We start from the raw sequence: 24,706 nt of genomic DNA, 5'->3' as shown, positions 1-24,706 counted from the left end.
TATTAAAAACACAGCACTCTGCTAACTCGCAAGAGGACGTATAGGGTGTGACACCTGCCCGGTGCCGGAAGGTTAATTGATGGGGTTATCTTCGGAGAAGCTCTTGATCGAAGCCCCGGTAAACGGCGGCCGTAACTATAACGGTCCTAAGGTAGCGAAATTCCTTGTCGGGTAAGTTCCGACCTGCACGAATGGTGTAACCATGGCCACGCTGTCTCCACCCGAGACTCAGTGAAATTGAAATCGCAGTGAAGATGCTGTGTACCCGCACCTAGACGGAAAGACCCCGTGAACCTTTACTACAGCTTGGCACTGAACATTGAACCTACATGTGTAGGATAGGTGGGAGGCTTCGAAGCACAGTCGCTAGATTGTGTGGAGCCGTCCTTGAAATACCACCCTTGTATGTTTGATGTTCTAACATTGGTCCCTTATCGGGATTATGGACAGTGTCTGGTGGGTAGTTTGACTGGGGCGGTCTCCTCCCAAATAGTAACGGAGGAGCACGAAGGTTAGCTAATCACGGTCGGACATCGTGAGGTTAGTGCAATGGCATAAGCTAGCTTAACTGCGAGACAGACACGTCGAGCAGGTACGAAAGTAGGTCATAGTGATCCGGTGGTTCTGTATGGAAGGGCCATCGCTCAACGGATAAAAGGTACTCCGGGGATAACAGGCTGATACCGCCCAAGAGTTCATATCGACGGCGGTGTTTGGCACCTCGATGTCGGCTCATCACATCCTGGGGCTGAAGTCGGTCCCAAGGGTATGGCTGTTCGCCATTTAAAGTGGTACGCGAGCTGGGTTTAGAACGTCGTGAGACAGTTCGGTCCCTATCTGGTGTGGGCGTTGGATGATTGATGGGAGCTGCTCCTAGTACGAGAGGACCGGAGTGGACGAACCGCTGGTGTTCGGGTTGTCATGCCAATGGCATTGCCCGGTAGCTACGTTCGGAACGGATAACCGCTGAAAGCATCTAAGCGGGAAGCCGGCCCAAAGATGAGTCATCCCTGACTTTTAAAGTCCGGAAGGGTTGTTATAGACGATGACGTTGATAGGCAGGATGTGGAAGCGTTGTAAGGCGTTAAGCTAACCTGTACTAATTGCCCGAGAGGCGGCTTTATATCTTGAGTGTTGTAAGACAAAGCTAATAGCAACTAGAGTAGTAGTACTCAGTGCTCAAAGATTGATTACGTGAATATCAGAATTCCTAAATTGTTAATTATTAAAGTAATATGGACTAAATAAGTCGGTATTACGCAAACTAACGTTTGCAAAAGTTTTTGCCTTGGCAGCCATAGCGATACGGTACCACCTGATCCCATTCCGAACTCAGAAGTGAAACGTATTAGCGGCGATGGTAGTGTGGGGTTTCCCCATGTGAGAGTAGCACACTGCCAAGCGTTTCCCCATGTGAGAGTAGCACACTGCCAAGCTCCCATTCGAAGAAAGGGCTATCCTAACGGATAGCCCTTTTTTTATGCTTGTAGAAAAGTGTGAGTTAGCGCGAAGCCCGTTGGTAGAAGTTACCATGTAGCTTACTTATGCTGATCGACTGACTCCAGCCGTATCCAGATCTTCAAAATAATATATTAATACGCCACTACTGAAAACTATGGTTAAAGTGAGTCGCTTAATTACGTACCTATAGTAAGTTACACAGAAAAAATAATAAAATCATGTGAGGCTAGTAGGTTAAGCTACATATTTCATGCCATAGCTTATCTGTCTGCTTTAAAACATAAGCTTTCAATTTAAGTAATTTAGTTAATCCCATAAGCCCCACCAAGTGAAATATGAACATGAAAGTATATGTGGGCATAAAGCCCACTAAACCAGAAGCATCTGGACGAAGGTTTACGCTTCGCTATCCGTGAAGGTGGCCGTACTGTAGGTGCTGGTGTTGTAGCTAAGATTCTTTAATCTAAGCAAACCAAAGCATTAAAGAAAGGCGCTCATTAGAGCGCCTTTTTTGTGTCTTGCGTTTATGTTTTGAGAGGGAGTCGCCCCCATCAGAAACACGGCGTGAACCCATCCATGGGGCCTCTGCCACAGCATCCATGCTGTAGAAAGCTTCCGGTGCGCACACAGCTCTATTCAATAATCATAAGTCTAATACCAAGTTTAAGGTGAACTCATGAGGGATTGGTGCTTTGTCTCATATCATTCTGAACCCATCTATTGTTACTAAGTCTACTGCTTAGTTTTTGTTTACTGTGATTTATTTCAAGTTACATAGACCGTAGCAAGTGCTCTGGTTTAACTGCGTCGATTTAGCAGGGGGCGGTGGCTTACATAAAAACAAAGGTATTTGTCATAGAGAAAAATCTACAAATGTTATAATGTAACAATAGTGTGTGATGATAGATGTAGACAGTATTTGGTTTAATCGGGTACACGTAAATCAAGTGCTTAAGTAACAGTACAAATGAGAATTTGTTAGTTTCAAGCTACTATAAAGTCAAAAGGCAGCTTCTTCAGTTTTCCAGGTTAATTGAATTTGAAGTTAACCGCACTCTCGCGCCAAAAAAACTTAAAACAGTAAAGCTGATTGCTGTAGCAAAGAATGAATCTGCTTATTTGCTTGAGTGGATTTTTCATCATTTATATATGGGCTTCACAGAAATTGATATCTATTACAATGGTTGTAGTGACAATACTCTAGATCTTATCCCTCTGTTAAATGAATTTCCGGTGAATTTAATCAATGCCGATGCCACCTTCAACTCCCCCACTATTTCACCACAAGTAGACATCTATAGACGGTGCTTTCGATTACGTGAAAATCGAAAATTTGATGCGCTTATGTTTTTAGACATTGATGAATTTTGGGTGCCAACCAATTTTGAAGATAAAATAATAGATGTTTGCAATCGCATAGGTAAGTTCGAAACCATCTCGTTTCAATGGAAAAATAAACTAGAACGAGATACCCCGTATGCACCCGCGTTAGAAAAATCGATAAATGTTGAAGCTGCGAAGCAAATAAAGACTCTATATCGCTCTTACCTAAAACCTATTCGTATGAACCCGCATAATGTTATAGATAATGGATTAAATCAAAAATACGAAGATGGCCAAATTTTAAGAACCATTAACGAGCAACATTCACAGTGCAACATTTGCGATTCAGCAAAAAACGCATTCATCTTACATCGTAAAGACAGATCTGAATTTGAATACATCGCAATGCTATTAAGAGGTAGACCTATCAATACGAACACAGATCAAGGTGAACTAACGCTAAAAGGGAATCGACATGGCTTCAAGTTATCTTACGAATCAAAAGCATTAACTTTTGACAGTGGAGGGTTTGCGCAATACCGTGATTACATGGACACAATACTTAATAGCTCAGCATTTAATAGCTTTAGGAAGGATGCTAAACTGCAAGTCGATATGAGGTATTCCCTTGTATTGGAAATCATATCGAAAGCGTCGGAAAAAGATACCGTCTTATTAGATAAATTACTAACTAATGTTACGCTTCCCGATGTGAATCATGTTTACTCCAAATGAGCGATCCAATTAGGTATCTAACGTAGGCTTTGTCATAAACATTCCTCTCACCACCCATAGAGTTTCGTTTAATTGGGTTCTAAATAGTGCTCTTAAACTATAAAGCAGTAGAAGTGACTAGATACAAAAAAGTGATTATTTCTCTACCCAATTCAGGTAGTGACAAGTTTATAAAACTTACCACTAAATATTCCCAGCGACGAATCGACTTAGACGAGTTTGCTGCGCCTAATTTATGTTCCAACGAATCTTCTGTGCCAACAGCAGAAAGTATTGGCTTGTATATATGTGAACCATCGTCGAGATTAGCCAGTGCTTATCTCGATGCCTGTAAAAAGGATGCTTTTAAGCAAACGTTTGAAGAATTCTACAGCGATACTATGCGCATAGAAGAAAGTATTGCGTTTACACGTAAAGTTGATACTGACGAAGTCGCTTTTATCGGGTGTGAAGACTTGGTTGTTAAGTCCCTTTTACTTTCCCAAGCTTGGTTAAAAAGTCAACTATCTAAAATTCCTTACGGTGAGTTATTTCAGGTAGTACCTGCAACGATTGTTAGTGATAAAGATAAGGAAAATATCCGAACGCTTTATGCTAAAGAATACGAATTGTATAACGACAGCAAAATGATATTCAGCAGTCATTGGAATGAATACCAAGCTAAAAACAAACTGAGCGTTGCTCCAAACAAAACAGTCGTTATTCATTTAGGTCCCCCAAAAACTGGTACTTCAGCGATTCAAGCGTGGTTGAGTCGTAACTCTGACCAACTGTTAGAAAAAAAGATATATTACCCGCCTCATGGGGCCGATAAAAATGGGGTAAGCTCAGGTAATTTTTCTGACCTAATTTCGTTTGATACCGAGAACAGAGGGTATTTTGATTACAACAAAACAAAGCAGTTAATTGATGAGCTGAATAGTAGTGACTACCAGACGTTATTACTGTCCTCTGAACATTTCTATTATTACCTATTGTGGTTATTTACCTTTTTAGATGATGCTAGATTTATCTTCTATATCAGGCATCCAATTGCAGTGCTTGAGTCGGGGTACCATCAAGGTGTTAAGCGGCACATGAAAACTGAGAAGTTCGCTACGCCTACTTCAATATCGTTCAGTAATTTAAAGGTTATATCTCGTATTTCAACAGAGATAAATGCGAATGTTGAATATCGGTTTTTTGATGAAAAACTTTTTGACGGTGGAAGTTTACATAGTGACTTTTCTGCGTGTTTTTCCGACTTTATTTCGGCACCGACTAATGAAAGGCGTCTAAACACCCAATATTCAGCTGGTGCTCTCATACTAATGAGAATGGTAAATGGATTTGGAGATAAATTTCTTCGCACTGAGCTAGATTTTTGGCTTCAGCGTGATAGTGAAACTCAGCCTAACTTCTCGCTTATACCACCTGATAAAATAGACAATTTGCAAATCAAGTTAATGCAAGAAGCTGATAAGCTGAAGCAATGCACTCCAAACATAAACGGCACTAAGCTGGATACTTTGCTAGAGCAATATAAGCACCTTAACTATTATACAAATGACGAAAGTACTGAAGACTTCAATAGAGTGCTGTTGAAATTAAGGCAGTCATCACCCTTGCTCGTTTCGTCTATTCTGTCTCAGTGTCGCACTGCTGATGACATTGAAAATTTTGAGCTGCTTAAGAAGGGATTTGGTGTAAAAGGTTCAAGCCTTAAGTATATTCAAATAGCCAATTGGTTTTTAAAATTTCGCTATGGATTGAAGAAGCTTATTAGTCGCTACTTCCAATAACTTCATTTCTAATATGACAAGGTAGCGGTTAGCCCCTAAACCGCTTTTAATTAACATCAGCTTCACCTACCATTAGCGCATTATCATTCTTCTATAAAGTGCTATGCCCTCATTACAGCAATACCATACCTTTTCTTTAGCATCGAATTGCGCATCTATCGTCGAGTTCGACTCTGTAGATTCATTTCTAAACGCCTACAAGCCGGACCTTAATTCTTATATTTTGGGTGGTGGTAGCAACTCTGTATTTCTAAATGATTTCGACGGTGTGGTATTGGTTAACAAAATTAAAGGTATTAGCCACTACGATACCGAGTCACACCATCATATCAGTGTTGGGGCGGGTGAAGATTGGCATGAGTTTGTGTCGCTGTGCATGCAAAATGAATGGTTTGGGCTGGAAAATTTAGCGCTGATCCCAGGTTCAGTGGGTGCATCACCTATTCAGAATATTGGAGCTTATGGCGTAGAGATACATGCTTTCATAGATTCTATTGAAGCGATACTACTTGAAACAAAAGAACCCTTTCTGATTAAAGGTGCTGATTGCCAGTTTGGTTACCGTGATAGTATTTTTAAACACGCCTTGTATGGTAAAGCACTTATCACCAAAGTGAATTTTACACTTCCAAAAGATTACGACATTGTGGCGACTTATGGTGAATTAGCGGTAATGGATAGTCCTACTGCGTTAGATATCTTCAATAAGGTAATAGAAGTGCGAAAAGCGAAGCTGCCTGATCCTAAGCAGCTTGGAAATGCAGGCAGTTTCTTTAAGAACCCAGTTATTGCATTAACGCATTTTGAAGAACTGAAACGTGTCCATTCCGATATACCTAGTTATCCGGTGTCAGAAAATGAGGTAAAGGTGCCAGCTGCGTGGCTTATAGATAAGACTGGCTTTAAAGGAAAGGCGCTTAATGATGTTAGGTGTCATCCAACACAGCCGTTAGTATTAACTAATATTGGAAATGCACAGAGCGATGACTTAATTGCCCTAGCCAAACAAATTATGCATGCGGTAGAAAGTGAATTTAAAATACTACTTGAGCCAGAAGTACGCTTGGTAGGTGAGAAAGGGCTCATTAGCTTATGAGACAGGCATCTAAATCGGTAAGAAAACATATATTGGCCCTCTTATCTGATGGGCACTTTCACTCCGGCGAAACCATAGCGCAACAAGTTGGCCTTTCCCGTACCGCTGTTGCTGGCCATATTTCTCAGCTTTCTGACTGGGGATTAGATGTTTTTAAAGTTAAAGGTAAGGGTTACCGTTTAGAACGAGGTTTTGCTTTGTTAAATGCAGAGAGTATTAAGAAGCACTTAGGTAATACTAAGCGCGCCATGATAGATGTTGAGTCGGTGTTACCTTCTACTAATACAGAAATGAAAAAGCGCATTGCCAATGCACGTCATGAATTAGCTGATGGTGATGCGATATTTGCAGAAATCCAAACGGCGGGTCGTGGTCGTCATGGCAGAACCTGGTTAGCGCCAATCGGCGGTAGCTTAACGTTTTCTATGTATTGGTCTTTTCCCGATGGTTACCAAAGCATGGCGGGTTTGTCGCTAATGGTTGGTTTAGCGGTATGTGAGGCGCTAAAAGACTTTGGTGTAGATGATGCCGAACTGAAATGGCCTAACGATATTTACCTTCAAGGTAAAAAACTGGCTGGCATTCTTATAGAAGTAGAAGGGCAAATTGGTGCTACTGCACATTCTGTCATAGGAATAGGTTTAAATGTGTGTGTTCCTGATAGCCAATATGACGTTGGGCAACCCCATAGTGACTTAACGTCTTATTTAGGACACACCCCAGATAGAAATAGTTTGGCTGCAGCCATAATAAAATCCCTTTGGGCATTATTACCCAAGTTCACCCAACAAGGTTTTGGCCCGTTCGCACCTCATTGGGAAGCGCTAGACTTATATGCAGATAAAAGAATTGTCCTGCAAATGGGCGAAAAGCGTTTTTCTGGTATTGATAGAGGTGTTGATGCTAGCGGTGCATTGTTGGTAGAAACCCAAGATGGCATTACTCGATTCCATGGCGGAGAGGTAAGCTTACGTGGTAACCGATAAAAATGTCATTTTAGTGGACGTCGGTAATACGCGATTTAAATATTGTTTGTTATCTGATGCCGAAAATGAGCCAGTAGCCACAGAAAATTTATCTGATTTACTTTCTTTTATCGATAAACAGCAAAATATTTCCCATTTATATTTAGCCTCAGTACGAAAAGCTGACGCAGTCGAACAGATTTTCACTGCCTGCGAGCAAAGAAATATCGTTGTTGTAGAAAAAAATACCGAACGAGAAGCCTTCGGCATAAAAAATAGTTACGAAAACGAAAAAAAAATGGGGGTCGATCGATGGCTTGCCATGGTTTGTGCGGCAGAAAAATCACAAAAAGCATTTTTTGTGATGGATGTGGGTACTGCAATAACGGTTGATTTTGTCGTGGGTGGTCAACATTTAGGCGGTTGGATCACCCCAGGCTTTCAAGTAATGAAACAAGCATTACTTAATTCAACCAAGAAAGTGTATGCAAATGACGAAATTCCGACCACTCTAACGGTAGGTAACGATACTGAAGAATGTGTTGCAACAGGGTGCTATGCAGCAGTGCATGGTGTTTATTTGAGCGCCGTTGATTACTTATCCAGCAAACAAACCGATTTTGATATAATTTTAGGGGGTGGAGACAAAAAAATGTTTGCATTCCTTGAAAGCGATGTTAGGATTCGTCCCGCTCATTTGGTGGTGCAAGGTTTGGCCCGCTACGCAAGAAGCGAGCTTCTTACGTAACTGGTTTGATTGATAAGTTTTTATCGGTCAAATAAGAAAAAGTAAAATTTTTCAAAACAACACTTGCACTGAGTAATTCATTACTCTAGAATGCGCACCCACTTGATGTAGTGCCGACTTAGCTCAGTTGGTAGAGCAACTGACTTGTAATCAGTAGGTCGCCAGTTCGACTCCGGCAGTCGGCACCATCAATCTGGAGGGGTACCCAAGCGGTCAACGGGATCAGACTGTAAATCTGACGGCTCAGCCTTCGCAGGTTCGAATCCTGCCCCCTCCACCACTTTTTTATGAGGTGGCCAGAGAATTAGGATTTGCGAGCATCGTATAATGGCTATTACCTCAGCCTTCCAAGCTGATGATGTGGGTTCGATTCCCACTGCTCGCTCCAAATCAGTGCTGATATAGCTCAGTTGGTAGAGCGCACCCTTGGTAAGGGTGAGGTCGGCAGTTCAAATCTGCCTATCAGCACCAGTTTCTCCCCAGCTCATGTTTATAGAATTTCATAAATTTTTAAAGTAACTTTGCTGGGATAATAGAAATGGCAAAAGAAAAGTTTGAACGTACGAAACCCCATGTAAACGTTGGTACTATTGGCCACGTTGACCACGGAAAAACTACTCTAACTGCGGCAATCACTACTGTTCTTTCTAAGACATACGGTGGTTCAGCTCAGGCTTTCGATCAAATCGATAACGCGCCTGAAGAAAAAGCTCGTGGTATTACCATCTCTACATCTCACGTAGAGTATGACACTCCTACTCGTCACTACGCTCACGTAGACTGCCCAGGACACGCTGATTACGTTAAAAACATGATCACCGGTGCTGCTCAGATGGACGGCGCGATCCTAGTAGTAGCTGCGACTGATGGCCCTATGCCTTGATAATAATGATTAATAGAAGGCAGTTTTTTAAAGGGGCGGGTACCTTGGCATTTGCTGGGTTGGCATCAAGTGCGCTGGGTAAGGCGAATGCGGGTGTGTTGACGCCAACAACCAAAGGTTATGGGCCTCTTGTGCCTGATCCTAAGAAACTTCTCGATTTACCTCAGGGGTTTAGTTACCAGGTTATCTCTGAACTGGGTGATGCCATGAGTGATGGATTACATGTGCCCGATCGTGCTGATGGTATGGGATGTTTCGCGTTAGGTGATAATAAAGTTGCCTTAGTACGTAATCACGAATTACAAGCCGTTCACTTATCTATTCAGCCGGAATCTATTCAAGCTCATTCTACTGATTTAGCTTACGATAAATTTGAAAATGGTGTTGCGCTACCAGGGGGCACCACCACGCTGGTTTATAATCTTGATACCAAGGTTGTTGAAAAAGAGTTTGTTAGCTTAGTTGGCACTATCCGCAATTGTGCTGGCGGTATTACCCCTTGGGGGACGTGGTTAACTTGCGAAGAATCTGTTGATAAACCTAACGGTGTTATTGCTAAAGAGCATGGTTATATCTTTGAAGTGCCCGCTAATGCCGACGAATTAGTAGCGGCAAAACCGCTAAAAGAAATGGGGCGGTTTAACCATGAAGCCGCTTGCGTTGATCCTGAAACCGGTATTGTTTATTTAACGGAAGACAGAGGTGACAGTCTGTTTTATCGCTTTATACCCAATGTGAAAGGCCAACTGGCTAAAGGCGGTAAGTTACAGGCTTTGCGTATACAAGATGTACCTCAGTTCGATTCTCGTAACTGGGACAAGGCGCGTATGAACCTTGGGGAATGGTTAAATGTAGATTGGGTTGATTTACATACACCAGAAAGCCCTAATGATGACCTGCGTGTTCAAGGTTATAAGGCAGGGGCGACACTGTTTGCTCGTGGTGAAGGGCTGCACTGGGGCAACAATGAGCTTTATTTTTGCTGTACCAATGGCGGGGCTAAGCAATTAGGTCAGATAATGCGTTATCAGCCACAAAGCTCTCAGCAACAAGGCGCTACAGCTGACGCTACTTCAAAATCTGAGACTTCAGGTGGCAGATTGCAATTATTTGTTGAAAGTGATGACGCTAGCTTGTTTAACTTTGGCGATAACCTAACAGTAAGCCCCAACGGTCATTTAATTGTATGTGAAGATCAGTACACCGAAGTGGTAGATAATCACCTAAGAGGCGTGACGCCAGAAGGGGATATTTATAACGTTGCTAAACTTCACGCGCAAACTGAACTTGCAGGCGCTTGTTTTACTAACGACGGTAGTGTGTTGTTCGTAAATATGTATTCCCCCAGTAAAACCTTGGCCGTAACAGGCCCTTGGATGGCGCTTTAACTCGCACAATGTTTAAGTAAGTCATCATGGGTAATGTACTTCATACTTATGTGAAGTACATTGCCCTTCTGCTTTTTACCTTCTATTTCCTTTCTTTCCTTTTCCCTATCTGTCCCTTTCTATCCTTTTCTTGCCTGCCAAGGTGCTCACTCTAAATTGGGTTCAAAGATACTAACTTCCTAGTATAAAGCTAAAAGTTACCTGTTAGTTTAGCGACCAAATAAATCGCCAATTCTCCCCAGTTCAGCCAGGCTAAAATATCAATCGAAAATCCCAATCATTTTTCTAATCTTTAGTCACATCTATAAATTCAATTAACTTAATCAGTTTATGTCGTTTTAATAGTTTTCGCAGAACAGTAATAATCCTCGCATCTAACAAGGAGAGCTGTTGTGAGCACAATTCTAAGAAAACTTACACCGCACAAATTCGTTGCTAAACCAGCGCAATCGGTTTGCAACTATGCAAATAACTATTATGGCGACCAAGTTTGTGTCGCTCAGAAAAACCCGACCACTAAAACTCGTATTTCAGGAGCAGCATAAATGAAGCGATCGTTTACCCGTAGTATTATAAGTTGTGTAACCGTAGGCATGTTAAGCATGAGCTTAAGTGCTCAAGCGGATACCCTTACTCGTCAAAATGGCGCACCAGTTGGAGACAACCAAAACTCTCAAACTGCTGGCCCATGGGGCCCTGTGCTTTTACAAGACTCTCACCTAATTGAAAAGCTAGCGGCGTTTGACCGTGAGCGTATTCCAGAGCGTGTGGTTCACGCCCGTGGTGTTGGTATTCATGGTTACTATGAAAACTACGAAGATTTATCTGACGATACGGTAGCTGCACCTTTCCAAGGTGAAGGTAAAAAAACTGAAGTATTCGTGCGCTTTTCATCAGTAGTACACGGCCACCTTTCGCCTGAAACACTTCGTGATCCTCGTGGTTTCGCCGTTAAATTTTACACTGAACAAGGCAACTGGGATTTAGTCGGTAACAACTTCCCTGTATTCTTTATCCGTGACGCAATTAAATTCCCAGATATGGTTCACGCTTTTAAACCATCTCCGGTAACGAACAAGCAAGATGCTAAGCGTGTATTCGACTTCTTCTCGCATGTTCCAGAATCTACTCACACGCTAACTATGTTGTTCTCTGACTATGGTACGCCTGCAAGCTACCTAAATATGGATGGTTCAGGTGTTCACGCTTTCAAATTTGTTGATGGTGAAGGCAATGTGAAGTACGTGAAATTTACGTGGAAAGCGAACCAACCTATCAAGAACTTCACTGCTGAAGAAGCAATGAAACAACAAGGTATGGATTTCCAGCCACACACCACTGACGTTTACACTCGCATTGGTGAGAAAGGCGAAACAGCTTCATGGGATTTGTACTTGCAAGAACTTGAGCCTGAGCAATTAGACGACTTTGACTTCAACCCGTTAGATACTACTAAGATCTGGCCTGAGAAGTTAGTGTCTTCACGTAAAATTGGTCGTATGGTGTTAAACCGTGTACCTGACAACTTCTTTGAAGAAACTGAACAAGCTGCATTTGCTCCAAGTAACCTAATTCCTGGTATCGAGCCTTCAGAAGACAGAATGCTACAAGGTCGTTTGTTCTCTTATGCTGATACACAGCGCTACCGTTTAGGTGTTAACGCTTACCGTATTCCGGTAAATGCACCTAAAAATGTTGAGATTAACAACCACGAGCAACATGGCCAGCTTCGTACTACATCAACTAACCGTGATGTTAACTACCAGCCTAGCCGTCGCTTAGACTTGAATGAAGATCCAGCATACCGTTACTCAAGCAAGCCGCTTGCAGGTATGACACAGCAAATTCCTTTCTACAAGGAACAGAACTTTAAACAAGCCGGTGAGTTCTACCGCAACCTTGATAAGCAAGGTCGTAAGAACTTAATCAACAACATGGGTGGTGCATTAGCATCGGTACCTGAAGAAGAGATCCGCGTTATCATCAGTGCTTTCATGTACAACGCAGATAAAGAATATGGTACTGGCGTTGCTAAGCTAGCCAAGGTTTCTATTTCGCAAGTACGTGCAGAAGCAAAAGCTTTAATGGACGAGCAAGCAGCCCGTGCTGCTAAAGCTAAGAAAGTAGCGGAAAGCTTAACTGCCCTTATGCAATAAGTAATACCCACTATCAACTCGCCCTACCTATTTAGGTAGGGCAGTTATAGTTATTAAAGACTTCATCTGAATAACCCAATTTACCTAGTAGCCTTTTTTCATATCAACTACTCGTATCTATCATTACCAACGCCAACAATAGGAGACCCACAATGCACATCGTTAAACGCACACTATTGGTTTTTACTTTACTGCTGAGTGTGAGCCTATGCCATGCACAAACCAGTGTTGATGACCTTAAAGCACGCTATTTCGATGCAGCCCGCGAGGGAAATGTTGCATTGCTTCAAGCCTTTTATCAGGCGGGTCTTGATGGGAACGTAGCTGATGATAAAGGTTATACCGCCCTTATTTTAGCGGCTTATCATGGTCATAATGATGCGGTTTCTTATTTACTTAGCAAAGAAAATATTAATGCCTGCCAAGAAGATAATAAGGGTAATACTGCGTTAATGGGCGCTATCTTCAAAGGGCATTTAGGTGTAGCTAGAAAGCTCATGTTTGCCGAGTGCAATATTGATGAAACTAACTCTCAGGGGCAAACCGCACTAATGTTTGCTAGCTTGTTCGACAGACAGTCTTTAGTGAGTGAGCTAATTGAAAAAGGCGCTAACCCGCGACATAAAGACTTAGCAGGCAACTCAGTAGCCGACATTGCATTGTCGCAAGGCAATTACAATTTGGCGAAAACGCTGAACGAGTCAAACGTTAATCGGTGATACCTCTCGGTTTACATTATCAATGATAGAAATGGGGCGTTCGCCCCTTTTTCCATTAACACCTCAAAAACGTTTAGCTAAAATATTGAGTCTCCACTATAGATTGTCATTTTATTTAATTACTCTTATGCCTATTGAGCTAGATAGAGTGAATTGGTCTATCTTCAAGTAGTATGTCTAGTTCCCAGCGCGCAGTGTAAATGAAATACCTAAGGGGATCTCATGAATGAAGTTTGACTCTATAAAATCTAGGCTAGTTTTAATGACACTAATTTGTGTTGTTGGAATGGGAATGCTGGTGGTCAGTCAGCATTATTTTACGCAGCGGCTCATTGAATTGAATCAGCAAAGGAATTTGTTGCTTCGCATGGGACAAGATTTACTGCAAATGCGACGCCACGAAAAAGACTTTCTGATGCGCCATCAGCACGAGTACTTTCAGCTATTTATTGAGCGCTCTGAGAGTTTTAGCACTCGGCTTAATCTGCTTACACCCTTAATTAGCGATTACGATATGCCTACGTCGCAATTAGGAAACTTAGCCGAAGGAGTACATAAATACCAACAACTTTTCCAACAAGTGGTTACGTTACAAACCGAAATAGGGCTGACGCCAGCGTCTGGTTTGTTAGAGCGGATGATTGAGACTGAGGGAGCATTGCTCAGTCAGTCGTATTTTGATGTTGGGTCAAGTGCGCTCATTCAACTTGATGGCGCAAGGTTGGCCATTCGCGATTTTCAGCTAACCCATAATAATTATTACGCAACCCTTGCCGTTCAAAATATAGAGCGGCTGGCACAGGCGCGGAGTACGGTTAAGTCTGAACAGGTAGATGAACTGCTTAATGTATATAAAGAAGCTGTTGGGGCACTTGCTATTGCGCATCAAACATTAGGCCTTACTCATAATGAAGGTTTGGTAGGGCGCTTTCGGCGTCAAGCACACAGTGTCGAGCAGCAGCTCATGTTAATCGACCAAGCTCTACAGCCTATTATTGAAAACCAAGAGCAAAAAGTAAAAATTTACAGTATTAGTATTGCGGTGCTTACCTCGGTGCTTTTAATTTTAATTCTAGTGAAGAGCTTCGCCACATTTCACCGCGCTTTTTCTAATTTCGTTATGTTCTTCTATCGCTGTAAGCGCCAATATCAGCGAATGGATCCGAGGAAACTCGGTTTTGCTGAGTTCAAATCGTTGGCTGAACTTGCCAATGAAATGGTAGAGTCTCGTCAAGCAATTGAAGAACGACTCGCTGTTGTGGAAGCAGAATTAGCACAAAAGCAGAGAAAACCAGAGACAAGTTGAAGGTAGGTGAACGTAGATATGCAATTTAACAAATTAGGCGGTAGCGACTTATCGGTATCGGATATTTGCCTTGGCACCATGACATGGGGCATTCAAAATACTCAGCAAGACGCCGATGAGCAACTCGCCATGGCAATTGAGCATGGTGTGAACTTCATCGATACCGCCGAAATGTACCCTGTACCGCCGAACGATAAAACTTATGGCGATACCGAACGGATTTTAGGTAACTGGCTGGCAAGAAATCAATCATCACGTGACTCGCTTGTTATCATGACAAAAGTTGCCGGAAGTGGCTTGAGTTATATAAGAGAAGGCGGGCCTATTACCGCCAGCGCCGTTGAGACGGCACTGAATGATTCGCTTAGCCGTTTAAATACCGACTACGTTGATGTCTACCAGTTACATTGGCCAAACCGCGTTACCCCGCATTTTGGAAAGCATTGGCCTGATCGCACAAACCCTACAAAAATCGATAAACAGCAAGAAATCGATGGCATGCGAGATATTTTAACCGGTATTAAACGAGCACTTGATACTGGAAAAATTCGCCATTGGGGGCTATCTGATGACACCCCTTGGGGTATCCACACGTTTTTGACGCTGTGCAAGGAAATGAATATTCCTTTACCGGTCTCCATTCAAAACGAATTCAGTTTGCTGCATTTAAAAGATTGGCCGTACCTTATTGAAATGTGCGCGCTTGAGAACATTGCCTACCTACCGTGGTCGCCGCTAGCTACAGGTATGCTAAGTGGTAAGTACATGAACGGAGATAGACCCAAAGATTCTAGATGGACACTGGTTCAGCGCCAAGGGTTATTTAGAGACAAAGAGCCCGCTCGTGAAGCCACTGCTCGTTATGTTGAAATTGCCAAGCGAGCAAAGATTACTCCGTCGCAATTGGCTTTAGCATGGTGTAAACAAGTGCCAGGTGTTACTTCTACCATTATTGGCGCTACTACCACCAATCAGTTGGCTGAAAACTTATCTGCGTTCTCACTTAACCTTGATGAAAGCACACTGAAGCAAATAGGTGAGGTGGTTCGCCGCCATCCGTTAGGTTATTAGATACTGGTAACAAAAGGTGAAAACGTTAGAGGGTAAGTTTCTAACATTACGGGCCAAGTCATAACGACTTGGTGCCAACCCTAAACACAGCCTGTCTTGCCCGAGAATTGCAGTAAGTTTTTAAATTGCGGTGATTTTATACTCTCGACTTTGGTCATTTATCTGTCACAACTTCGTCATAGTATGAATTCACTGTTATTTATTGACTGTCATTTTCTATGTCTCTATCAGATTCGCCTCTTGTTTGTGAAACCGAAACCCAGCATGGTAACTGGCGCCGCTGGCTACTGCTTATCGGCCTGGTGTATTTAATGTTGTTGGCCGTTAGCATGATAGGAAGCGGCTTCAAACTTGCCGCAGGCGATCAAGCTAAAACGCTGTTCACTTTTGCTAGTAACCCCATTATGGGGTTAATTATTGGCATGGTAGCTACCGCGCTCATTCAATCTTCAAGTACGGTGACTTCCATTATTGTTGGTATGGTAGCGGGTGGTTTACCTATCACCATTGCCGTGCCCATGATGATGGGAGCTAACATTGGCACCAGTATCACGAATACACTAGTTAGCCTTGGGCATGTCGCCAGAAAAGATGAATTTCAACGAGCATTTAACGCCGCCACTATTCACGATTTCTTTAACGTGATGTCAGTGTTTATATTCCTGCCTCTTGAAATGGCGTTTGGCATTCTAGAGCATACCAGCGCCTTTGTAGTGTCTATGCTAAATGCAGGTGGCACGATGGGGGTTGATGGTTTTAACCCTATTAAGGCGCTAACCCAACCTGCGCTTAATATCGTAACAGGCATGGTAAGCGGTTTACCTTCTGTATATCCGGGTATCGCCAAAATCATCCTTGGTATTGGGCTTATTGTTACTTCAATTACTTACATGGGTAAAATTATGAAATCTCTCATGGTGGGTAAGGCAAAAGATATTTTGCACAAAAGTATCGGGAAGGGGCCTATTTCGGGAATTTCATCAGGTGCGCTAATGACAGTGTTAGTGCAGTCTTCCTCTACCACCACCTCGCTGGTAGTTCCTTTAGTAGGTAGTGGAATTTTAAAGGCAAAAGATATCTATCCGTTTACCCTTGGCGCGAATATTGGCACTTGTATTACTGCGCTAATCGCAGCACTTGGTGTGGTGGGGGTGAATGCAGGGGTTGCGTTACAAATTGCCATGGTACACCTGCTGTATAATGTTTTTAGTGTGGCGCTAATTTACGGTACGCCTATGTTACGCGACATTCCGTTAGATTTGTCTTACAAGCTGTCGGTCATTGTGGCCGAGAAAAAGTTTTACGGGGTCGCTTATATTGGCGGGTTATTTTTCTGTATGCCGCTAGGTATTATTTTTATATCAGTGTAGGTATTTCCACCGCTGTTACAGCAGTAAGCTAAGGCAGGTACTTACTTTGCACCTGCCTTATGTCGTTTTAAAGTTTATAGCCTTAAAATGTGTAGTGCTAGAACGTTGTTATGTCGGCGCTACTTTGCCCAAATACAAACATATTGCGCTTCCCACATTGCGCCATATGGTTGCTAGAGGCATAAGGCGTACCGGACTGTGTTACGTCACTTTCCCATCCTTGTCCATTTTTAATATACGCTTTTAGTTCGAACCAACCGTTTACGGTTTTACTGCAATCCATTTGAACATCTAACATCCAATAATGGTCTCCCCACACGTTCAACGGGGTCTCTCCAAAGCCATCATTAGCCACGGTTTTCAAGTCGCCCCACGTTGCAGGCCAATTATTTGTAGTCCAATCAAGTGCGCTGCCTTGTGCTTCATTACTCTGGCTAGCTTCAACGCCGTACCAATCAAGGTAATTGTCGTTGGCTTTCCACGGTGCCGTTGTGGTATTGCGCATATTATTGTGGATGATAGGAATGGCACACGCGTAGTTACTCGTTGTACAAGAGCGTCCTAAATTAGATGCCGCATAGGCGTGATCTATTCCGCCTCGAATAAACATGTCTTGCCCACTTTCGGTGCTGGCCTGGACGAAAATAATAGTGCGCTGCCAATCTGCATCGGTTTCATCTGTAGTTAGCATTGCCCCTTGATGAATGGCAATGGCTTCCCATGAAGCAATGTTTACGGCAACAGAGCCATTGGCCGCAACAGAAACTACATCTCCGCTACATTGGGTTTTGGCGGCATTAATGTTACCTGTTAATACATTGCAATATTGGCCTGGTGCCATGGAGGTGGTTAGCGTGGTATTCATGACATAGCTTTCTTTATTGATTGCTACAAACCCACTGTTAGCTCGACCGAAGGCGATTTGGTTGCCGCCATTGCTCCACCAGTCGGTTACAGCGAAATTATCTGAAGTGTGGTCTCTAAAATCAACGCCGCCTGAAATATACGACCAACGATGTTCACATTTCCAGTTATCACCAAAACATTCAAGTGTTCCATTGTTGTGCACGGACACTGAAGGGGCGCCTGCATCGGTGTCGCCGTGGAAGTCGTAACTTGACATAACTTTGGGGTAACCATATGGCCATGCCAGCATGAAGACATTCGCTAGGTCGTACAAACGTCCATCTTCAAAGGTAATAACGTTACCGCCTCCACCGTGACCTCGTTGATTATCATGGTTATCAACAAAAACAACGGCTTTATAGCTAGGCATAAAACCCCAAGCTTCCCCGAAGTTACTTAGCCAAGCAAGTGAGCCATTACGAAATACGTTGCCAATTTCAACTGAGTATTTAAATTCTGTGACTAGGCCATTTGAGAAATATTCATCAGCGCCAATGGCCTCACCGCCTTGATCTATAACTTCTTGAAACACAAGTGGGGAGCCGTTGACCTGATTGATTATGCTGGATATATCTACCGCTGGCATATGTTTGGAGGCATCTAGTCTAAAACCTGCTACCCCAATATTTACCAGGTCATTAAGGTAGTTTGCCAGGGTACTTTGTACGTAACTAGACTCGGTTTTCAAATCGGCTAAACCGACTAGTTCACAGTTTTGAACTTGCCATCGGTCACCATAATCATCAACCGAGCAAGTGTCATGGAAATCTTGCGGCGAATATATTGGATAATTTTTGTTGCCGAACGTATTGCCGTTTGTACCCGTGCCTGACCCAGCGGCCATATGGTTAATTACTGCATCTACGTAGATATCTACACCCACAGCGTTGCAACGCTGCACCATATTAGTAAAGTCTGCACGAGACCCTCCGCGACTTTCTAAATCGTAGCTAACAGGCTGGTAGCGTGCCCACCACTGAGGAACAGTAATATGCTCATTCGGCGGAGAAACCTGCACGGCGGCAAAACCATTTTGGCTTAAATAGGTTTCACATTCGGTTGCTATATCCTGCCAATCCCATTCGAATAAGTGCACAAATGTGGAGGGCTGCGAATGCGCAATGGGGGAGGCTATACCAAAGCCTAGTAGGGTGGCGACTGCACTGGAAGCCAACAATTTACGTTTAATCATTATAGTGTCCTAGTGGTGTTATTTAACGGCATGAAGAAAACTTATTAGACACTAGGATGTAAATTAAATGTAAACAATGTGAATACGTATGCAGGTAGATAAGAATAAAAAGGGCGCCGAAAAAGGCGCCCGTAGTCATTACTGCTAAGTATCAGATTAAAAAGCGTATTTCGCAGAAACCTGTAGACGGTTCATGTCACCTTCTAACCCTTCTTCAATTTCGCGATGTGCAAACGCATACTCAGCGCCAAAAGTTAGGGCTTTTGTGGGTGAGTAAAGAAGGTTAGCCCGTGCGCTGTAACTGCTTTGGGTCACACTAAGGCCGGTGAGAGCAGTGTCGTTATCAATATCCAATGCTGAAAACATGAAGCTGCTTCGCATTTTGTCGTTCCAAAGGTGACGATAGGCGATAGCATAACCCGTTGAGTCTATAGCTTCCAAATCGCCATCGGCTGTAATGACTGCGCCATTTGCGGCATTCAATGCGGTGTATCTACCCATTCCTTGGCCTGTATTCACCATAAAGCGAATATCATCGCCGCTCGACAGTTTGTATTTTCCTGACAGGGCAACGCCGTAACTAGTTTCATCGGCGTCAATACCACTGCCGTCATCGTATGAAAGTTGACGCACTAAACCTGCTATTTTTACGTAGCCCCAATCTTGCTTGGCGGTGTAAGCGGCAACGAAATCTGGAACGGCGTTATCATCTGCCACAATACGCCCGCCACCACCGTTAGGTGTAACCGTAGTTTCAGGGTTTTCTAACGCTAATTGTAAACCGCCGTTGGTGTATCGCACCATGACTTGCCTACCGAATGTAATACCATCTGTCGTACCAATGAAATCAAGAGATTCCGGTAGGGAACCCACGTCCATAAATGTGGTCCATGTTTGACCTACTAACCATTCTTTATACTGAATGTAAGCGTGGCGAACACGGGGTGTGTAAGAGTTACTAATACGTTCATCACCACCGCTAGTGACGATAAAGTCTAATTCTAATACGCCTTTGATTTCGTCACCTTCTGCTGTTGGTGTGTTGGTGCTAAATCTAAAACGGGACTGACGAATATGTGCATCGAACTGGGTGCCTTCATCGCCGCCTGAAACCGGAGTCAGCGAGGGTATGTAAAAATCTCGACCAATACTACCGGAACCTAGTGTGCCCTCAGAGTAGTTGCTCACCATAGCGTCAGCTTTTATGTAGCCGGTAAATTTAACGCTGGTATCGCCTAAGTCAGCGGCGCTAACGAGAGTGGCGTTAGACGCTGCAAGTGCCAACGATGTGGCTAGCACTGAGTTTTTTATTATGGCTTTCATTATATTTGCCCTAAAGTGTGGTTAAATAAATGTAAATTCAAAGTTAACTTCTATAGATTTGCCGACCTTGATAAAAATTGAAATAAGCTAATGGTCGCATACGACTATAGTCGTAATTGGTGAGTAGTCGAATTCCTAGGACTAAAGTCCATAAACCGTAAGACCAAAGTCGCATTTTTACTTTATAGTCTAATCATTACAGTGTTTAGTATATAAAAGCATTTCACATTATTGATATTGGAGGCAATTTTTTATGACTGCCAGTAAGATTTTTTCTGTTCCTGACGCGATTAAAAGTACGACCCATTTAACGGATGCTCAGTACGCTGAGATGTATGCTAATTCTGTAGCACACCCTGAAGCATTTTGGGCTGAACATGCAAACTTACTTGAATGGTTTAAAAAGCCGACCAAAGTGAAAAACACCCATTTTGGTGACAATGATGTTTCGATAAAATGGTTTGAAGACGGCGAGTTAAATGCCAGTTACAACTGTATTGACCGCCACCTAGCAGACAACGCTGGTAAAGTGGCTATTCACTGGGAAGGTGACTCTCCTGACCAAAGCCAAGATATTACGTTTCAAGAAGTGCATGATGAGGTTTGTAAATTAGCTAATGCACTTAAATCTCTTGGTGTGACTAAAGGTGACAGGGTCGCTATTTATATGCCAATGGTCCCCGACGCTGCTTACGCTATGCTGGCGTGCGCCCGCATTGGTGCTATCCACTCTGTTATTTTTGGTGGCTTTTCGCCGAACGCGATTGCCGATCGTATTAACGATAGCGATGCTAAGGTGGTTATTACCGCAGATGAAGGCCGCCGAGCGGGTCGTTCTGTACCTTTAAAAGCCAATGTAGATAAGGCATTGGCGAAAGGTGCCTGCCCATCAATTACTCACGTTATTGTAAAGAAAGTCACTGGCGAAGATGTGGCTTGGAACGAAAGTCACGATGTATGGTGGGATGAGCTTGTTGCAGATTGCTCTACTGAATGTGAGCCTGAAGTGATGAACGCGGAAGACCCACTCTTTATCTTGTATACATCAGGCTCAACGGGTACACCCAAGGGGGTAGTGCATACTACGGGCGGTTATTTGCTTTATACCGCCATGACATTTAAATACGCCTTTGATTACCAAGAAAATGATATTTACTGGTGTACTGCCGATGTAGGTTGGATCACTGGGCACAGTTATATGGTGTATGGACCTATGATTACCGGTGCATCTCAAGTGTTTTTCGAAGGTGTTCCTACCTATCCTGATGTGCGTCGTATCGCGCAGGTAGTAGAAAAATACAAAGTAAATAGCCTTTATACCGCACCAACCGCCATTCGTGCCTTAATGGCTCACGGGGACAAACCTGCCGAGGGCTGTGACCTATCATCGCTTCGATTACTTGGTACAGTAGGTGAACCCATTAATCCTGAAGCGTGGGAATGGTATCACCGTGTAATTGGCCAAAGCCGTTGCCCTATTATGGATACATGGTGGCAGACCGAAACCGGTGGTCATATGATAACGCCATTACCAGGGGCGACGGCACTTAAGCCAGGGTCTGCTACGCGGCCATTCTTTGGTATTCAGCCAGCACTGTTTGATGCTGAAGGCAACGAACTAGAGGGCGCAGCGGAAGGTAACCTGGTAATTAAAGATAGTTGGCCAAGCCAAGCTAGAACCGTGTATGGCGATCATCAACGCTTTATCAGTACCTACTTTAGCGCTTACAAAGGTGTATACTTCACCGGTGATGGTGCAAGACGTGATGAAGATGGTTACTACTGGATTACAGGGCGTGTTGATGACGTGTTAAATGTATCTGGTCACCGTTTAGGTACTGCTGAAATTGAGAGCGCATTAGTGGCGCATCCCAAAGTTGCTGAAGCTGCCGTGGTAGGCTTCCCTCATGATATTAAAGGGCAGGGTATTTACGTTTATGTTACCCCAATCGACGGCGTTGCCGTTGATGATGCGCTAACCACAGAGCTTAAAAACTGGGTTAGACAAGAGCTTAGCCCCATTGCGACACCAGATAAAATACAGTGGTCGGCTGGTCTACCTAAAACCCGTTCAGGTAAAATTATGCGTCGCATTTTGCGTAAAATTGCTGCGAACGAACATGAGCAACTTGGTGATATATCTACGTTGGCGGATCCGTCAGTTGTTGATACACTCATTAAGGAGCGATTAAACAAATCATAAAGGATAATGCAATGACAACCCTGTTAATTGCCGATGATCATCCGTTGTATCGGGATGCCTTAAGAGGCGCTTTGTCATTGTCTTTACCAGCGCTGACGTTATCAGAAGCTGGTGATTTAACATCGACAGTCGATATTCTCAATCGAGAGGATATCGACTTGTTGCTGCTTGATTTACACATGCCTGGTAGCAATGACCTTTTCGGATTAATTCATATTCGCAAATTGTTTCCTGATGTACCCGTAGCGGTGGTATCTGGAACGGAAGATACCCAACTTATATCAAAAATCATGAGTGCTGGTGCATTGGGGTTCATCCCTAAAACTGCTAGCTCGGGTGATATTGCTAATGCGGTGCAAGCCATTTTGGATGGTGACGTATGGCTACCACCTAACTTAAGCGACAGTGTTGATGACATTGATGAAGCGTTTTCAGAACTTGTGGATCATGTGGCTTCCCTCACACCTTCACAGTACAAAGTACTGTGCTTTATGCGAGATGGATTGCTCAACAAGCAGATTGGTTATAATTTGGATATTGCTGAAGCCACGGTGAAAGCCCACGTTACTGCTATTTTTAAGAAGCTTGGCATTAATAACCGCACACAAGCGGTATTGATCGCATCTCAACTAGAGTTAGAGCCGCCCGCTACAAGTGATCACTAGTCTTTTCTAGTGGAGCCTTAGTTTGCTCGTTATACGCCTTGATTTGAAAGTAAGAAAGATAATGATCCAGCGCAGCCTTACTCTGTTCACTTAGCAGAGGATTCTCGATTTCAATTACACTTCGGCCTCGCATGAGTGCCATACTCTCTTGATAAACCGGCTGAGCCTTTAGGGTCTTTTGAAATTCACCAGAAGCAAGCAAAATAGTCAGACCTTCACTAATTCGGTTAGCTAAGGCTTCCTGATCTGATGCCACAAAGTAAAACAAAGGACTGTCGTAAGACACCAACAGGTGTGGCTCAATTTTCAATGTGCTGTCAGGTTGCTTGTCCAATTCATATTGTATTTCCATGACGCTGCGCGGAAACATATCAGCAAAGCCTTCAGCCACGATCCGAAATGATGCTTGATAGGTGGTTTCAAGTACGGGAATGTTATTGTGACGAAATATACGGGTGTCAGGCCAGTCGTAGCCCTGTACCGCGCGCATAGATTTTAGGCTCTCAAGCGTTAACGGGGCATCGAAGCGATTATCCTTGGCGCGGATAAGCATAATGCGCTTACCAAAAAAACCACCCATGATAGGAATGCGTATTGCGCGATGTTGCTTTTCTCTGTCGATAGAAGACACGCTCCACGTTACGTCTAACATATCGTGCTCTAAGCTTCTTAATTGGCGCTCTTGCGCGACTTCCTGTTCGCTAACCTGTAATTCAAAGCTGCCATATTTATCTTCAGTTACTGCCAATGCTTTGGACAGTAATGTTTTGGCGTAGGCGTAAACAGGATCTCTACCAGGATGAACATTGGGAAGGCGAAGGCGACTATGGGGCAAAGCCGCTTTAGTATCCTTTTCTAGAGTAGGCGAGTCAGTGCTCTCGCCTGCAAAGCACAGTGGAGTGAATAAGCCACTTAGTAGTATAAAAGCTGACGAGAGTAATATTCGACTGATCATATGTCCTATCATTGTATCGACTATCAATCCTTCCCTGTAAGTAAAAAGTCGTGCTCAGGATCAACCAAAAAATGGCCGCTCATGGCCTCTCTGCCAAGCAACATAAGATAAGTCATTTCAGAGCGGTCGGTTAAGGTTAATTGAATATCCCACTGCACACTATCCATAACTATAGGCGTAATTATCACATAACGCTTCTCTCTTGTGGCCGTTGAGCTTTTGACACGCTTTTTTGCTTCAACTTTTACTTCTCTTCTAACCACTCTATCAACATTATGAATATCAGGATGAATGTCGAAGCGAATCCATAATTCATCGTCTACCTCAAACTCTTCAATATTATCTACATGCAATGAAGAGGTTGCTGCGCCGGTATCAACCCGAACATTTAAATCAGTGATGGTAAATGCGGGAAGGTCACATAATTCCACCGCACCCACTATTTTTTTATTTTTCATGT

The 24,706-nt window shown here is 43.3% G+C and carries 17 protein-coding genes, 4 tRNA genes, 2 rRNA genes and 2 pseudogenes (1 of these 25 running past the window's edge); 21 read left to right on the top strand and 4 right to left on the bottom strand.

Features of this window, described 5'->3' with window-relative positions; translation table 11 throughout:
* The 19 genes and pseudogenes from AV939_RS17405 to AV939_RS17320 all read left to right on the top strand — a co-directional run.
* Nucleotides 1-1,127, top strand: a 23S ribosomal RNA gene (locus AV939_RS17405) (it extends 1,868 nt beyond the left edge of the window).
* Nucleotides 1,128-1,287: 160 nt separating this feature from the next.
* A 5S ribosomal RNA gene (gene rrf, locus AV939_RS17400) occupies nucleotides 1,288-1,403 on the top strand.
* Nucleotides 1,404-1,845: 442 nt separating this feature from the next.
* A pseudogene (locus AV939_RS20320) lies at nucleotides 1,846-1,923 on the top strand (hypothetical protein); the annotation flags it as partial.
* Nucleotides 1,924-2,436: 513 nt separating this feature from the next.
* Entirely contained in the window at nucleotides 2,437-3,519 is a 1,083-nt protein-coding gene (locus AV939_RS17395) for a glycosyltransferase family 2 protein (protein WP_061997926.1), read from the top strand.
* A 113-nt stretch (nucleotides 3,520-3,632) separates the two neighbouring features.
* Nucleotides 3,633-5,300, top strand: coding sequence for a hypothetical protein (locus tag AV939_RS17390; RefSeq protein WP_156454648.1), 1,668 nt, complete (start codon nucleotides 3,633-3,635; stop codon nucleotides 5,298-5,300).
* A gap of 103 nt (nucleotides 5,301-5,403) precedes the next feature.
* Nucleotides 5,404-6,396, top strand: a complete 993-nt coding sequence (gene murB, locus AV939_RS17385) for a UDP-N-acetylmuramate dehydrogenase (protein WP_061997924.1) — start codon at nucleotides 5,404-5,406, stop codon at nucleotides 6,394-6,396.
* On the top strand, nucleotides 6,393-7,382 hold the full coding sequence (gene birA, locus AV939_RS17380) for a bifunctional biotin--[acetyl-CoA-carboxylase] ligase/biotin operon repressor BirA (protein WP_057789228.1): 990 nt from the start codon (nucleotides 6,393-6,395) through the stop codon (nucleotides 7,380-7,382). The genes murB and birA overlap by 4 nt, the downstream gene beginning before the upstream one ends.
* Nucleotides 7,369-8,109, top strand: coding sequence for a type III pantothenate kinase (locus AV939_RS17375; protein ID WP_057789230.1), 741 nt, complete (start codon nucleotides 7,369-7,371; stop codon nucleotides 8,107-8,109). The genes birA and AV939_RS17375 overlap by 14 nt, the downstream gene beginning before the upstream one ends.
* A gap of 112 nt (nucleotides 8,110-8,221) precedes the next feature.
* Nucleotides 8,222-8,297 (top strand) — tRNA-Thr (locus AV939_RS17370).
* A 7-nt stretch (nucleotides 8,298-8,304) separates the two neighbouring features.
* Nucleotides 8,305-8,389 (top strand) — tRNA-Tyr (locus AV939_RS17365).
* A 33-nt stretch (nucleotides 8,390-8,422) separates the two neighbouring features.
* Nucleotides 8,423-8,497, top strand: a tRNA-Gly gene (locus AV939_RS17360).
* 7 nt (nucleotides 8,498-8,504) lie between these two features.
* Nucleotides 8,505-8,580 (top strand) — tRNA-Thr (locus tag AV939_RS17355).
* 67 nt (nucleotides 8,581-8,647) lie between these two features.
* Nucleotides 8,648-8,989: pseudogene (locus AV939_RS17350) on the top strand (GTP-binding protein); the annotation flags it as partial.
* 8 nt (nucleotides 8,990-8,997) lie between these two features.
* On the top strand, nucleotides 8,998-10,380 hold the full coding sequence (locus tag AV939_RS17345; RefSeq protein WP_061997922.1) for an alkaline phosphatase PhoX: 1,383 nt from the start codon (nucleotides 8,998-9,000) through the stop codon (nucleotides 10,378-10,380).
* Nucleotides 10,381-10,973: 593 nt separating this feature from the next.
* A complete protein-coding gene (locus AV939_RS17340) occupies nucleotides 10,974-12,536 on the top strand; it encodes a catalase (RefSeq protein ID WP_197427710.1) in 1,563 nt (520 codons plus the stop codon).
* Nucleotides 12,537-12,688: 152 nt separating this feature from the next.
* Complete coding sequence (locus tag AV939_RS17335) at nucleotides 12,689-13,255, top strand: ankyrin repeat domain-containing protein (protein ID WP_061997920.1); 567 nt, start codon at nucleotides 12,689-12,691, stop codon at nucleotides 13,253-13,255.
* Nucleotides 13,256-13,517: 262 nt separating this feature from the next.
* Nucleotides 13,518-14,561 (top strand): chemotaxis protein, encoded by a 1,044-nt coding sequence (locus AV939_RS17330; protein ID WP_231517753.1) that lies wholly within the window; start codon nucleotides 13,518-13,520, stop codon nucleotides 14,559-14,561.
* Nucleotides 14,562-14,579: 18 nt separating this feature from the next.
* On the top strand, nucleotides 14,580-15,632 hold the full coding sequence (locus tag AV939_RS17325) for an aldo/keto reductase (RefSeq protein WP_061997919.1): 1,053 nt from the start codon (nucleotides 14,580-14,582) through the stop codon (nucleotides 15,630-15,632).
* 218 nt (nucleotides 15,633-15,850) lie between these two features.
* Entirely contained in the window at nucleotides 15,851-17,002 is a 1,152-nt protein-coding gene (locus AV939_RS17320; RefSeq protein WP_061997918.1) for a Na/Pi symporter, read from the top strand.
* 97 nt (nucleotides 17,003-17,099) lie between these two features.
* Here the strand turns inward: AV939_RS17320 and AV939_RS17315 are convergent, their stop codons facing one another.
* Together AV939_RS17315 and AV939_RS17310 are read right to left on the bottom strand one after the other, a co-directional pair.
* Nucleotides 17,100-19,100 (bottom strand): alpha-amylase, encoded by a 2,001-nt coding sequence (locus AV939_RS17315; protein WP_061997917.1) that lies wholly within the window; start codon nucleotides 19,098-19,100, stop codon nucleotides 17,100-17,102.
* A gap of 156 nt (nucleotides 19,101-19,256) precedes the next feature.
* On the bottom strand, nucleotides 19,257-20,423 hold the full coding sequence (locus AV939_RS17310; RefSeq protein ID WP_057789246.1) for a DcaP family trimeric outer membrane transporter: 1,167 nt from the start codon (nucleotides 20,421-20,423) through the stop codon (nucleotides 19,257-19,259).
* A gap of 253 nt (nucleotides 20,424-20,676) precedes the next feature.
* On the opposite strand from AV939_RS17310, the gene acs reads away from it, so the two are divergent.
* Nucleotides 20,677-22,626: an acetate--CoA ligase gene (acs, locus tag AV939_RS17305; RefSeq protein WP_061997916.1), complete on the top strand. Its 1,950-nt coding sequence runs from the start codon at nucleotides 20,677-20,679 to the stop codon at nucleotides 22,624-22,626.
* Between the two features lie 11 nt (nucleotides 22,627-22,637).
* Entirely contained in the window at nucleotides 22,638-23,291 is a 654-nt protein-coding gene (locus AV939_RS17300) for a response regulator transcription factor (RefSeq protein ID WP_061997915.1), read from the top strand.
* On the opposite strand, the gene AV939_RS17295 is transcribed toward AV939_RS17300, so the two are convergent.
* Together AV939_RS17295 and AV939_RS17290 are read right to left on the bottom strand one after the other, a co-directional pair.
* Nucleotides 23,275-24,258, bottom strand: a complete 984-nt coding sequence (locus AV939_RS17295; RefSeq protein WP_061997914.1) for a hypothetical protein — start codon at nucleotides 24,256-24,258, stop codon at nucleotides 23,275-23,277. The genes AV939_RS17300 and AV939_RS17295 overlap by 17 nt on opposite strands.
* 11 nt (nucleotides 24,259-24,269) lie before the next feature.
* A complete protein-coding gene (locus AV939_RS17290) occupies nucleotides 24,270-24,704 on the bottom strand; it encodes an ATP-dependent zinc protease family protein (RefSeq protein ID WP_061998228.1) in 435 nt (144 codons plus the stop codon).
* Nucleotides 24,705-24,706 lie beyond the last annotated feature (2 nt).

The organism is Alteromonas sp. Mac1 (genome assembly GCF_001562125.1).
Lineage (GTDB): Bacteria > Pseudomonadota > Gammaproteobacteria > Enterobacterales > Alteromonadaceae > Alteromonas > Alteromonas stellipolaris.
Note: the sequence above shows the minus strand (reverse complement) of the source record. Positions and strands in the feature narration are given on the sequence as shown.